12 protein-coding genes are annotated in these 12949 nt (G+C 61.5%); 2 read left to right on the forward strand and 10 right to left on the reverse strand.

From position 1 onward, the window contains the following. Positions 1 to 144: 144 nt before the first annotated feature. From tadA to lptF, 10 genes are all read right to left on the reverse strand, one after another. Entirely contained in the window at positions 145 to 642 is a 498-nt protein-coding gene (gene tadA, locus ACO77H_RS22470) for a tRNA adenosine(34) deaminase TadA (RefSeq protein WP_169954499.1), read from the reverse strand. Beyond that, positions 642 to 2021: a multicopper oxidase family protein gene (locus ACO77H_RS22475; RefSeq protein ID WP_432754578.1), complete on the reverse strand. Its 1380-nt coding sequence runs from the start codon at positions 2019 to 2021 to the stop codon at positions 642 to 644. Before ACO77H_RS22475 ends, tadA begins: the two co-directional genes overlap by 1 nt. A gap of 150 nt (positions 2022 to 2171) precedes the next feature. Next, positions 2172 to 2915, reverse strand: a complete 744-nt coding sequence (gene pdxJ, locus ACO77H_RS22480) for a pyridoxine 5'-phosphate synthase (RefSeq protein WP_432754579.1) — start codon at positions 2913 to 2915, stop codon at positions 2172 to 2174. A gap of 51 nt (positions 2916 to 2966) precedes the next feature. Beyond that, on the reverse strand, positions 2967 to 3656 hold the full coding sequence (gene recO, locus ACO77H_RS22485) for a DNA repair protein RecO (protein ID WP_170056784.1): 690 nt from the start codon (positions 3654 to 3656) through the stop codon (positions 2967 to 2969). A 188-nt stretch (positions 3657 to 3844) separates the two neighbouring features. Continuing rightward, positions 3845 to 4747, reverse strand: a complete 903-nt coding sequence (era, locus tag ACO77H_RS22490) for a GTPase Era (RefSeq protein ID WP_029297473.1) — start codon at positions 4745 to 4747, stop codon at positions 3845 to 3847. Next, on the reverse strand, positions 4740 to 5429 hold the full coding sequence (rnc, locus tag ACO77H_RS22495; protein ID WP_029297476.1) for a ribonuclease III: 690 nt from the start codon (positions 5427 to 5429) through the stop codon (positions 4740 to 4742). The genes era and rnc overlap by 8 nt, the downstream gene beginning before the upstream one ends. A 154-nt stretch (positions 5430 to 5583) precedes the next feature. Continuing rightward, complete coding sequence (gene lepB, locus ACO77H_RS22500) at positions 5584 to 6438, reverse strand: signal peptidase I (protein WP_032859965.1); 855 nt, start codon at positions 6436 to 6438, stop codon at positions 5584 to 5586. A gap of 5 nt (positions 6439 to 6443) precedes the next feature. Continuing rightward, positions 6444 to 8243, reverse strand: coding sequence for a translation elongation factor 4 (lepA, locus tag ACO77H_RS22505; protein WP_003210439.1), 1800 nt, complete (start codon positions 8241 to 8243; stop codon positions 6444 to 6446). Positions 8244 to 8395: 152 nt separating this feature from the next. Continuing rightward, positions 8396 to 9475 (reverse strand): LPS export ABC transporter permease LptG, encoded by a 1080-nt coding sequence (lptG, locus tag ACO77H_RS22510; protein ID WP_169954503.1) that lies wholly within the window; start codon positions 9473 to 9475, stop codon positions 8396 to 8398. Beyond that, entirely contained in the window at positions 9468 to 10586 is a 1119-nt protein-coding gene (gene lptF, locus ACO77H_RS22515; RefSeq protein ID WP_169954504.1) for an LPS export ABC transporter permease LptF, read from the reverse strand. The genes lptG and lptF overlap by 8 nt, the downstream gene beginning before the upstream one ends. 282 nt (positions 10587 to 10868) lie before the next feature. Here lptF and ACO77H_RS22520 point away from each other — a divergent pair, with 282 nt between their 5' ends. Together ACO77H_RS22520 and ACO77H_RS22525 are read left to right on the forward strand one after the other, a co-directional pair. After that, entirely contained in the window at positions 10869 to 12359 is a 1491-nt protein-coding gene (locus ACO77H_RS22520) for a leucyl aminopeptidase (protein ID WP_169954505.1), read from the forward strand. A gap of 155 nt (positions 12360 to 12514) precedes the next feature. Beyond that, positions 12515 to 12943, forward strand: a complete 429-nt coding sequence (locus ACO77H_RS22525; RefSeq protein WP_169954506.1) for a DNA polymerase III subunit chi — start codon at positions 12515 to 12517, stop codon at positions 12941 to 12943. The last annotated feature ends 6 nt before the right edge of the window (positions 12944 to 12949 follow it).

The following is a 12949-nucleotide window of genomic DNA, read 5'->3' on the forward strand; positions in this document are numbered from 1 at the left end:
CCCAATCGCCCTGAGAAAATGCAGATCAAGAATGTGGGAGCTGGCTTGCCTGCGATAGCGGTGGGTCAGCTACACATTTGGCAACTGGCAGACCGCTATCGCAGGCAAGCCAGCTCCCACAGTGATTGGGTTTTCACATTGAGATCAGGTGCTGGGCTTGGCCCTTCTGGCCTTGAAGAACTCACTCAACACCGTCCCACACTCCTCGGCCAGTACCCCGCCTTCATACAACACCCGGTGATTGAGAAAGCCCTGGCTGAAGAACTGCCCCTGGCTCTGCACAATCCCGGCCTTGGGCTCCAGCGCGCCGTACACCACCCGGGCGATGCGCGAGTGGACGATCAGCCCGGCGCACATGCTGCACGGCTCAAGGGTCACGTACAGCGTGCTGCCCGGCAGGCGGTAGTTGCTGACGGCCTGGGCCGCCGCGCGGATGGCGACCATCTCGGCATGGGCGCTGGGGTCGCTGCCGCTGATCGGGCAGTTGAAGCCGCGCCCGATGATTTCGCCGTCCTGCACCAACACCGCGCCTACCGGTACTTCACCCAGGGCCGCGCCCTGGGCGGCAAGAGCCAGGGCTTCACGCATGAAGTCCTGGTCACGGCTGCGGTCGATGATCGCCGTGGGGCGAATCTGGCGCATCACGCCACCTCGATGGCGGCCATCAGGCCGGTTTCCATGTGGTCGATCACATGGCAGTGGAACATCCACACCCCGGGGTTATCCGCCACCAACGCCACGCGGGCGCGCTCGTTCTTGCCCAGCAGGTAGGTGTCGGTGAAGTACGGCGTCACTTTATGGCGGTTCGAGGCGATGACCTTGAAGCTCATGCCATGCAGGTGGATCGGGTGCTGGTACTGGGTCATGTTTTTCAATTCAAAGATGTAGCTCTTGCCCAACTCGAGCTTGGCAATCGGCCGGTCGGCGCAGGTCTTGTCGGTGATATCCCAGGCCTGGCCGTTGATCTGCCACAGGCTCGGCGGCCTGTTTTCGACGTTGACCGAGACCGAGCCGACCCATTCGAAATTGAAGTTGAGTTTCTCGGCATTGGCCAGGTCCGGCTCGGCAATCGGGTTGGCCGGCAACGCGGGCGGCCACTCGCCCGGCGCATCAGTATTAGCCACCGAGCGGAAGGTACCCAGGCGCACCGGGCCATTACGGATCGACAGCTCTTCGCCGGCCGGCGGAGCCTTGATTGCCAGGCAAATGCGCATGCCCGGGCCCAGCCAGTATTCCTTGCCCAAAGGCCGTGGCTCGATGGGGTTACCGTCCAGCGCGTAGATCTGCGCCTGGGCGTTGGGAATGTTCAGGCGATAGGTCAGGGTGTTGTCGAGGTTGAGCAAGCGCACCCGGGTGATTTGCCCGGCAGGCAGGTCGATGACCGCCTGCGGCACACCGTTGATGGTCGACAGGCGCCCGGCCGTACCGCCACGGGCTGCTTCGCGGGGGATGCTGAACTCGACAAAATCACCCTGCTCGTCGATATGCCAGTTTTTCAGGCTCAGGGTGCGTTCGTGCTGGAAGCCGGTGGGCTCGCGCTCCTCGACAATCAATGGGCCGACCAGGCCACGGCCCAGTTCTTCGCTGCTGCTGACATGGGGGTGATACCAGTAGCTGCCGGCGTCGGGCACGCGGAACTGGTAGTCGAAATACTCGCCAGGCAGTACCGGCAATTGCGAGACGTACGGCACGCCGTCCATTTCCAGGGGCAGGCGGATGCCGTGCCAGTGGATGGTGGTGGCAACGGGCAGGTGGTTGATAAAGCGCACCCGCAGCCATTCGCCCTGGCGTACACGCAACTCGGTGCCCGGCGCCGAGGGGCCAAAGGCCCAGGCTTGGGTCTTGTGTCCCGGCACCAGTTCCACGTCCAACGGTGCGGCAATCAACTCGTAATCACGCCCGGCGCTGGCGTCCGCGACTTTCCCCAGCCAGTAGCGATAGGCGCCACCGGCACCGACACCCACCACTGCCAGGCCGGCGAGGCCACCAAGGATTTGTCGACGGGAAAAGGATCGGGACACAACAACCTCACGGATCTGCGCGGGCCCAGGGCCCGCAAAGGGCAAATACGATACACCCCTGCCGGCTAAACAGTAAGGCTTCGCATTGCCGCATGTGGGAAAGGGCCCGCTCCTACACAAGCCCGTCCCACGTTGGATCTTCAGCGTTGCTCAGGGCTTGGCGGCGGCCAGGATCAGCGCTTTCATCTCAGCGACCGCGCCCTTGAAGCCGACGAACAGCGCATGGGCGACCAGGGCGTGGCCGATGTTCAGTTCGTTGATGCCCTTGATCGCCGCCACGGCTTCGACGTTGTGGTAGTGCAGGCCATGGCCGGCGTTGACCACCAGGCCCTCACGCAGGCCGCAGGCCACGCCGTCGATGATGCGTTGCAGTTCGTCGGCGACTTCGGTCGGGGTTGTGGCATCGGCGTAGCGCCCGGTGTGCAACTCAATGGCCGGGGCGCCCACACGGCGCGAGGCTTCGATCTGCCGTTCGTCGGCGTCGATAAACAGCGAGACTTCACTGCCGATCTGCGACAGGCGCTCGACGGCGGCTTTGATCCGCGCTTCCTGGCCGGCCACATCCAGGCCGCCTTCGGTGGTCAGTTCCTGGCGGGTTTCCGGGACCAGGCAGATATGTGCCGGGCGGATACGCTCGGCGAAGGCCATCATTTCTTCGGTGATGCCCATTTCGAAGTTCATGCGGGTTTGCAGCACGTCCTTGAGCACCAGTACGTCGCGCTCCTGGATGTGCCGGCGGTCTTCGCGCAGGTGCACGGTGATCCCGTCGGCGCCTGCTTCTTCGGCATCCAGCGCAGCCTTCACCGGATCAGGGTAGCGAGTGCCCCGGGCCTGGCGCAGGGTGGCAACGTGGTCGATGTTGACGCCAAGAAGAATGCGATTGCTGGTGGTCACGGAAGCGCTCCTGAAAAGGGAAAGAATCGGTGCACAGCATACACGGGGATGTCAGGGCTTTCGAAACAACTCGCGACTGACCAATGGCCGACCGCCCAGATGCACGGCCAGGGCCTGGCGCATCAGGCGCTTGGCGGCAGACAGGGCGCCAGGCGCTGTCCAGTCGGCCTCGCTCATGGCCAGCAGCTCGGTGCCCTGGAACAGGCCCGGTTGCAGCAGATAGACGCGCTCCAGCCCGGCGTCCACTTGCAGGCGGTACATGCCGTCGCTGGCGATGGGCTCGCCGTGCAGGTCGTTGCTCAGTTCAAAACCGTAGCCCAGGTCGTCGAGCAGGCGCCATTCGAAGGCACGCAACAGCGGCTCCAGGGGACGGCCTTCGGCCAGGGCCAGCAAGGTGGCGGCGTAGTGATCGAACACCGCTGGGTGCGGGTCTTCGGCGGGCAAAAGACGGATCAGCAATTCGTTGAGGTACAGGCCACTGAACAGCGCCTCGCCATTGAGCCAGGCCGAGGTGCCGATGCTTTCCAGGCGGCCGACGTTTTTCAGCTCGCCCTTGCCGCGAAACTCCACCTCCAGGGCCACGAATGGCCGCGCCAACGTGCCCGCCTTGCCCCGCGCGCTGCGCAGTACCGCGCGTAGCCGGCCTTGGGGCGTGAGGAAGTCCACCAGGGCGCTGGTCTCGCGGTAGGCGCGGCTGTGCAGGACGTAGGCGGGTTGGCTGGGGGGTGGGGTTGGGGACATGAATGTCTCTTCGCAGAACTTAAGAACAGCGATAAACCAATGTGGGACCTGTCTTGTGTGGGAGCTGGCTTGCCTGCGATGCAGACGCCTCGATGTGTCACGTAGACCGAGGCGATGCTATCGCAGGCAAGCCAGCTCCCACACAAGCCCGCTCCCACATTTTGTCCTGCGGTGTTACTGGTGACTGATTACAGGTCGCCGTAGCCCAGGGAGCGCAGTGCGCGCTCATCATCAGACCAGCCGCCCTTAACCTTCACCCACAGGTTAAGCATGATCTTGGAATCGAACAGCAATTCCATGTCCTTGCGCGCCTCGGTGCCGATGCGCTTGATGCGCTCGCCCTTGTCGCCAATGATGATTTTTTTCTGGCCGTCACGTTCGACGAGGATCAGCGCGTGGATATGCAGGGTCTTGCCCTGCTGCTTGAACTCTTCGATTTCCACGGTGATCTGGTACGGCAGCTCGGCGCCCATCTGGCGCATGATTTTCTCGCGTACCAGTTCGGCGGCAAGGAAACGGCTGCTGCGGTCGGTGATCTGGTCTTCCGGGAAGAAGTGCTCGTTCTCCGGCAGGTAGCCGGCGATCACCCGCTCCAGGGCTTCAAGGTTGTGCCCGTGCTGGGCCGAGATCGGCATGATCTGGGCGTTCGGCAGTTGTTCCTGCAACCAGCTCAGGTGCGGCATCAACTCGGCTTTGTCTTCGATACGGTCGGTCTTGTTCAGCGCGACGATCAACGGGCCGGTGACATACTGCACACGCTCCAGCACCATCTGGTCCTCATCGGTCCACTTGGTGCGGTCAACCACGAAGATCACCACGTCGACGTCTTTCAACGCCGCTGAAGCGGTCTTGTTCATGTAGCGATTCAGGGCTTTCTCGCCGCCTTTGTGCATGCCCGGGGTGTCGACATAGACCGCTTGCACGTTGCCTTCGGTCTTGATGCCCAGCATGTTGTGGCGGGTGGTCTGCGGCTTGCGCGAGGTGATCGCCAGCTTCTGCCCCAGGATATGGTTGAGCAGCGTGGACTTGCCCACGTTGGGACGGCCGACGATGGCAACATAGCCACAGCGTGTTGCGGTTGAATCAGTCATGGCCATTCTCCACGCCCAGGGCAATCAGTGCTGCAGCGGCCGCTACCTGTTCGGCAATACGACGGCTCACACCCTGACCTCGGCTTTTTTCGTTCAATAAGGTGACTTCGCATTCGACGAAGAACACACGGCAATGCGGCTCACCCTGGATATCCACCACTTCGTAGCGTGGCAGTTCGCAGCCGCGCGACTGCAAAAATTCCTGCAGGCGGGTCTTGGGATCCTTGTTGGTATCCACCAGGGTCAGGCTGTCGATTTCCGACGCCAGCCAGGCCATGACCCGCTCCTTGGCCACTTCCATCCCGGCATCGAGATAGATCGCGCCGATCAGGGCTTCCAGGGCATCGGCCAGGATCGACTCACGGCGGAAACCGCCGCTTTTCAACTCGCCGGAACCCAGGCGCAGGTATTCGCCCAAGTCAAAACCACGGGCCAGGACGGCCAGGGTCTCGCCTTTCACCAGGCGCGCGCGCAGGCGCGACAACTGGCCTTCACGGGCCAGGGGGAAGCGGTTGAACAGGGCTTCGCCAGCGGCGAAGTTGAGAATGGCATCACCGAGGAATTCCAGGCGTTCGTTGTTGCGCCCGGCAAAACTGCGGTGTGTGAGGGCAAGGACCATCAATTCCTGGTCCTTGAAGGTGTAACCGAGCTGACGCTCAAGACGACTCAAAGAAACGCTCACGGTTTACCTACTTTCAGTACGTGGCGGCAAAGGCCATCGACGATTAACGCTGTGTTCAAATTCAAATCCTGGCAATGCTGTGTGTTGCTCGAGGCCGGACCAATGTCCAAGCCCCAGAAAAGCATTCGGCGCTGTGTTCACAGCGCCGCATGGATTACTTGATCAGCCCCACCCGCGAGAAGTTCGGCAGGTGGCTGAGCTTGGGTTCGGGCCAGCTCATCCAGACCGCGAAGGCCTTGCCGACGATATTCTGGTCGGGAACCATGCCCAGCAGCTCCTTGGGAATGCTTGGATCATCCCAGTAGCGGCTGTCATTGGAGTTGTCGCGGTTGTCGCCCATCATGAAGTAGTGCCCGGCAGGCACGGTCCACTGGTTGTCGGGCGGCGAACGGTAGCGGCTCATTTCCTTGCGGATCTGGTGCTCTACCGCCCCGAGTTTTTCCTCGTACAGCTCGGCGCTGCCCAGGGTGTTCGGCTCGGAACCGATGAGTTTCTCGGCCACCGATTCGCCATTGACGAACAGGCGCTTGTCGCTGGTGTAGCGGATCACGTCACCCGGCAGGCCGACCACACGCTTGATGTAGTTGACGTTCGGGTCGCTTGGGTAGCGGAACACCATCACATCACCGCGCTGCGGATCACCCACCTCGATGATTTTCTTGTCGATCACCGGCAAGCGGATCCCGTAGGAAAATTTGTTCACCAGGATGAAGTCGCCCACATCCAGGGTTGGTTTCATCGAGCCCGAAGGAATCTGGAACGGCTCTACCAGAAACGAGCGCAGCACCAGCACGATGAACAACACCGGGAAGAACGACTTGCCGTATTCAACCAGCAAAGGCTCTTTATTCAGCTTCTCGATCACTACGCCATCGGGCTGGCTGACGCTGCCCTGATAGGACGCGATGGCCGCCCGACGACGCGGGGCGAAGAACAGCAGATCGAGCAGCGCCAGGAGACCACAGACGGCAACGGCGATGACCAGCAACAGCGGGAAATTTAGTGACATAGGACCTAACTATCCAACCTGAGCACCGCAAGGAAGGCTTCTTGTGGAATTTCCACGTTGCCCACTTGCTTCATGCGTTTTTTACCGGCCTTTTGCTTCTCGAGCAGCTTGCGCTTACGGCTCACGTCGCCGCCATAGCATTTGGCCAGTACGTTCTTTCTGAGTGCCTTGACGGAAGTCCGCGCAATGATCTGCCCGCCAATGGCGGCCTGGATCGCGACGTCGAACATCTGGCGCGGAATCAGTTCTTTCATCTTCTCGGTCAGTTGGCGACCTTTGTAGTGCGCATTGTCCTTGTGGACGATGAGCGCCAGGGCATCAACCTTGTCACCGTTGATCAATACATCGAGCTTCACCAGATTGGCCGATTGATAACGGTCGAAATGGTAATCCAGCGAAGCATAGCCGCGACTGGTGGATTTGAGACGGTCAAAGAAGTCCAGGACCACTTCGTTCATCGGCAAATCGTAGGTCACTTGGACCTGGGTACCGAGGAACAGCATGTCGTGCTGCACGCCACGCTTTTCGATACACAGGGTAATGACGTTGCCCAGGTGTTCCTGCGGCACAAGAATATTGGCGCGCACGATCGGTTCGCGCATGTCTTCGATGGACGACAGATCCGGCAACTTGGACGGGTTGTCGACGTAAATCGTTTCACCAGTTTTCAGCGCCAGCTCAAAAATAACGGTTGGCGCGGTGGTGATCAGGTCCAGGTCGTACTCGCGCTCCAGGCGCTCCTGGATGATCTCCATGTGCAGCATGCCCAGGAACCCGCAGCGGAAGCCGAAGCCCAGGGCGTCGGAGCTTTCCGGGGTGTACTGCAACGAAGAGTCGTTGAGGGTCAGCTTTTGCAGGGCTTCGCGAAAATCCTCGAAGTCGTCCGAGCTGACCGGGAACAGACCGGCATAAACCTGTGGCTGGATGCGCTTGAAACCTGGCAGCACATCGACATCAGGCGTCGAGCTCAAGGTCAGGGTGTCACCGACCGGCGCACCGTGGATGTCCTTGATACCGGCGATGATGAAGCCTACTTCACCGGCTTTCAGATCAGTGGTAGCGGTGTGCTTGGGGTTGAATACACCGACGCTGTCCACCAGGTGGATCTTGCCGGTGGACTTGACCAGGATCTTGTCGCCCTTCTTCACCCGGCCATGGCGCACGCGTACCAGGGACACAACGCCCAGGTAGTTGTCGAACCAGGAGTCGATGATCAACGCTTGCAGCGGATCTTCGTAGTTGCCGGTTGGCGCGGGAATGGTCTTGACCAGGCGCTCGAGCACTTCGTCGACACCCAGGCCAGTCTTGGCGCTGCACTCGACGGCGTCGGTGGCGTCAATGCCGATGATTTTTTCGATTTCTTCCTTCACGCGGTCCGGATCGGCCTGTGGCAGGTCGATCTTGTTCAGCACCGGCATGACTTCCAGGCCCTGCTCGATGGCGGTGTAGCAGTTGGCCACGGACTGGGCTTCTACGCCCTGGCCCGCATCCACTACCAGCAACGCGCCTTCACAGGCCGCCAGGGAACGGCTGACTTCATAGGTAAAGTCGACGTGGCCCGGGGTGTCAATGAAGTTCAGCTGGTACTTGATACCGTCTTTGGCGGTGTAGTACAGGGTAACGCTGTGGGCCTTGATGGTGATCCCGCGCTCGCGTTCGAGGTCCATGGAGTCCAGGACCTGGGCTTCCATTTCACGCTCGGCAAGGCCGCCGCACATCTGGATGAATCGATCGGCCAGCGTCGACTTACCATGGTCAATGTGGGCGATGATGGAGAAATTGCGGATATGACTCAAATCACTCACGGATCAACACTCAAAAAGGCTGCAGGCAGATTGCCCGCTGAAAAATAGCCGGGAATTGTACCTGATGCTCGGGCCAGACGTCATCTTTGGCGACCAATAACAAAAATGCCCCGTTCTTGCGAATGGGGCATTTTTTGTTCAACAAGCGCGGATCAACCGGCCCGGCGCAGCAGCCAGAACCCGGCCAGGGCACAGATGGCGGTCGGCACCAGCACCGCAAACAGCGGCGAGAAGCCGAATACCAGGCTCGACGGCCCCAGCAGGTCCTGGGCAATGCGGAAGGTGAACCCTACCAAGACCCCGGTAAATACCCGCTGGCCCAGGGTTACCGAGCGCAACGGGCCGAAAATAAACGAAATCGCCATCAACACCAGTGCAGCGGTCACCACCGGCTGCAACACCTTGACCCAAAATGCCAGCCAGTAGCGGCCGTTGTTCAGGCCCTGGTCCTTGAGGTAGTGGATATAGCTCCACAAACCGGAGATCGGCAGGCTTTCCGGGATCATCACCACGGTATTGAGCAGTTCCGGCTTGAGCGCGATGTCCCAGGCCTGTGTCGGCTCGTTGATCACCTCGGTGCTGGCCTCGGTGCCTTTGCCGGGGTTGCGGAAATGAGTGGTGGTGACATCGCTCAACACCCACTGGTTGTCATTGAACTGTGCCCGTTTGGCAAAGCTCGACGACAGCATGTGGCGCTCTTCATCAAAGCGATAACGGGTGACACCCACCAACAGGCCACCGGGTTGCACCGCGTTGATGTGGATGAATTCATCGCCCTGGCGGTGCCACAGGCCTCGCTTGGAGCTCTGGGCATCGCCCGAACCCTGGGCCAGCGCACGGTTGGCCTGGGCGGTGGTTTCTGCCGGTGGCGCCACGTATTCGCCGATCAGCACGCTGGCGGCCATCAACAGCAGCATGGGTTTCATCACGGCCCAGACGATACGGGCGATGGACACCCCCGCCGCGCGCATGATGGTCAGCTCGCTGTTGCTGGCCAGGCTGCCCAGGCCGATCAGGCAGCCGATCAGCGCGGCCATTGGCATCATGTCGTAGAGGCGGCGCGGTGCGGTCAGCGCCACGTAGCTCAGTACGTCAGTGACCGTGTAGGTATCGGTGACGTTGCCCACTTCATCAATGAAGGCAAACAACGACGCCAACCCGAGGATGATGCCCAATACCGCCAGGATGGCGACCAGTACGCTGCTACCGATGTAGCGATCCAACTTACCCACGAGCCATCTCCTTCATGCCGCGACGGCTCTGCATTTTCAAGCGAATCGGTTCCCAATACAGCAGGCCCAGGCCAATCACCAGGAAGATGCCGTGGACCCACCACAGCCCCAGGGTCGGCGACAGCTTGCCCTTCTCCAGGGAGCCACGGGCGGAAATCAGGATGGTCAGGTAGGCCATGTACAGCAGGATCGCCGGCAGCAGCTTGAGGAAGCGGCCCTGGCGCGGGTTGACCCGGGACAGCGGCACCGCCATCAGCGTGACGATAAACACCAGCAGTGGCAGGGAAATACGCCATTGCAGTTCGGCAATCGAGCGCAACTCCTTGCTGCCGATCAGGGCCGGGGTCGGGATCGCGTCGCGGTCGGTGACCTCGTTGCTCACATCCGGCCGGGCCAGCATCACCCCGTAGGTGTCGTACTTGATGGCGCGGTAGTCGGCCTGGCCGGGGCTGCCGTCGTAGCGATAGCCGTTCTCCAGGATCAGGTAGCGGCTGCCATCCGGACGCACTTCCTGGCGCCCGCTATCGGCCACCAGTACGGAAATTCCACGGTCTTTCTTGTCCTGGCCCAGGCGCTTCTCGGAGATGAACACGCCGCCGAGGTTGGCCCGATCGTCGGTCATGCGCTCGGTGTAGGTCACGCGGGTGCCGTCGTTGAGCGCCTGGAAACGGCCCGGCTCGAGGGTGTCGAACTCGGTCATCGCGTCCTGTTTGTTGAGCACCAGCTGGAACTGCATGGCGCCCTGGGGGGCCAGGCTCAGGCTCAACCAGGCCACCACCAGCGCCACGCCAGTGGCCGGGACCATGGTCATGGCCAGCAGGCGCTGCTGGCTCATGCCGGTGGCCGAGAGCACGGTCATCTCGCTTTCGAGGTAGAGCCGGCCATAGGCCAGCAGGATCCCGAGAAACAGGCCCAGGGGCAGGATCAGTTGCAGGAACCCCGGCAGGCGAAAGCCCATGATCAGGAACAGCGAACCCGGATCCAGGGCCCCCGAGGCAGCCTGGGCCAGGTATTTGACGAAACGACCACTCATGATGATGACCAACAACACCGCACTCACGGCACTCAGGGTCAGCAGGACTTCGCGGGACAGATAACGGAAGACAATCAAACCAGACACTCCAGGGTTGTCAGGCTAAGGCGGCCAAACAAGCAAGCATATCAAGTCGCCCCGTTGACACGGGCCGGCGAAAAAGATGGCGCATTATCCTGTGATTGTCGGCGCCTGTCACGGAGCTTGCTCACAGCCGTGCACAAAGCTGGCGTCAAGGGTTGTCAGGCTCGGGCGGCGCGGTACAAACTGCGGGCCTTGTCGGGCTCGCCTACAGGCGGCCCAGCCTACAGGCCGGAGTACAGACTCCAGGCTCTTTGACCTTATATAAGGGACCCGAACATGGAATTGGTTGTAAAAAGCGTTAGCCCCGAAACGTTGAAGACCGCCACCCTCGTGGTCGCCATCGGCGAAGGCCGCAAGCTCGGCGCGGCCGCCAAACAAGTCGATGAACTGAGCGGTGGCGCCATCAGCGCCGTGCTCAAGCGTGGCGACCTGGCCGGCAAGGTCGGCCAAAGCCTGCTGCTGCAAAGCCTGCCCAACCTCAAGGCCGACCGCGTATTGCTGGTGGGCGTGGGCAAGGACGCCGAACTGGGCGACCGCCCGTTCCGCAAGATCATCAGCGCCATCCTCAACACCCTCAAGGGCCTGGGCGGCAGCGATGCGGCACTGGCGCTGGACGAAATCGTGGTCAAGGGCCGCGACAGCTATGGCAAGACCCGCCTGCTGGCCGAAACCCTGCTGGATGGCGGCTACACCTTCGACCAGTTCAAGAGCCAGAAAGCCGAACCCCGCGCCCTGAAGAAAATCACCCTGCTGACCATCAAGGCCGCCCAGGCTGAAGTACAGCGCGCCACCACCCACGCCCAGGCCATCGCCGCCGGCATGGCGTTCACCCGCGACCTGGGCAATATGCCACCCAACATCTGCCACCCGACCTACCTCGGCGAGCAGGCCAAGGCCTTGGGTAAAGAGTTCAAGGGCCTGAAAGTCGAAGTGCTCGACGAGAAGAAGATCAAGGAACTGGGCATGGGCTCGTTCTATGCCGTGGGCCAGGGCAGCGACCAGCCACCCCGCCTGATCGTCATGCAATACAACGGCGGCAAGAAGGCCGACAAGCCGTTCGCCCTGGTCGGTAAAGGCATCACCTTCGACACTGGCGGCATCAGCCTCAAGCCGGGCGCCGGCATGGACGAGATGAAGTACGACATGGGCGGCGCCGCCAGTGTCTTCGGCACCCTGCGTGCCGTGCTCGAACTCAAGCTGCCGATCAACCTGGTGTGCATCCTGGCCTGTGCCGAGAACATGCCGAGCGGCGGGGCTGCGCGCCCAGGTGACATCGTCACCACTATGAGCGGCCAGACCGTGGAAATCCTCAACACCGACGCCGAAGGTCGCCTGGTGCTGTGCGATGCCCTGACCTACGCCGAGCGCTTCAAGCCACAGGCGGTGATCGATATCGCGACCCTGACTGGTGCCTGCATCGTCGCCCTCGGTTCCCATACCTCGGGCCTGCTGGGCAACAGCGACGAGCTGGTCGAGCAACTGCTCAGCGCCGGCAAGGCCGCCGACGACCGTGCGTGGCAACTGCCGTTGTTCGATGAGTACCAGGAGCAACTGGACAGCCCGTTCGCCGACATCGCCAACATCGGCGGGCCAAAGGCCGGCACCATCACCGCCGCCTGCTTCCTGTCGCGCTTTGCCAAGAACTTCAACTGGGCCCACCTGGACATCGCCGGCACCGCCTGGACCAGCGGTGGCAAAGACAAGGGCGCTACCGGTCGTCCGGTGCCGCTGCTGACCCAATACCTGCTGGATCGCGCCAAGGCCTAAACATCACGGCCCCTGCTTGACCCTGTAGGAGCGAGCTTGCTCGCGAAAAACCTGAGGACAACGCGTTCATTCAGAATGAACGCGTCATCGTTAACGATTTTCGCGAGCAAGCTCGCTCCTACAGGTAAAGCATGCAGGCCGCTGCAGGACATGTAATGACCCAAGTCGACTTCTATATATTGCCCAGCGCCGATCCGTCGGCGCGCCTGGACTTTGCCTGCAAGCTCACGGAAAAAGCCTGGCGCATGGGCCATCGCATCTACCTGCATTGCAGCGACAGCGCCCAGCGTGACGACCTCGATGCCCGCCTGTGGCGCTTCAAGGGCGAGAGCTTCGTGCCCCACGGCCCCGCAGAATCGGAGCCTGAGAGCCTGGTGGTACTGGGTGTGGGCGACAGTTGTGGTGATCACCATGACCTGTTGGTCAACCTGGACCTGAAAGTGCCGGCGTTCGCCAAGGGTTTCGCCCGCGTGGCGGAAGTGGTGGTGGAAGATCCGGCTATTCGTCAGGCCGCGCGGGAGAGTTTCCGTTTCTACCGCGAACAGGGCTATTCTCTGCAAGATCACCGATTACAGCGACTCTGAGCACAT

The organism is Pseudomonas sp. WMBT8, from assembly GCF_050916005.1.
Lineage (GTDB): Bacteria > Pseudomonadota > Gammaproteobacteria > Pseudomonadales > Pseudomonadaceae > Aquipseudomonas.

Excerpts from the sequence above, each read along its gene's own strand:
- tadA (WP_169954499.1), bottom strand. The coding sequence starts at position 642 with ATGCGCCAGATTCGCCCCACGGCGATCATCGACCGCAGCCGTGACCAG.
- lepB (WP_032859965.1), bottom strand. The coding sequence starts at position 6,438 with ATGTCACTAAATTTCCCGCTGTTGCTGGTCATCGCCGTTGCCGTCTGT.
- ACO77H_RS22520 (WP_169954505.1), top strand. The coding sequence starts at position 10,869 with ATGGAATTGGTTGTAAAAAGCGTTAGCCCCGAAACGTTGAAGACCGCC.
- ACO77H_RS22525 (WP_169954506.1), top strand. The coding sequence starts at position 12,515 with ATGACCCAAGTCGACTTCTATATATTGCCCAGCGCCGATCCGTCGGCG.
- recO (WP_170056784.1), bottom strand. The coding sequence starts at position 3,656 with ATGTCCCCAACCCCACCCCCCAGCCAACCCGCCTACGTCCTGCACAGC.
- era (WP_029297473.1), bottom strand. The coding sequence starts at position 4,747 with ATGACTGATTCAACCGCAACACGCTGTGGCTATGTTGCCATCGTCGGC.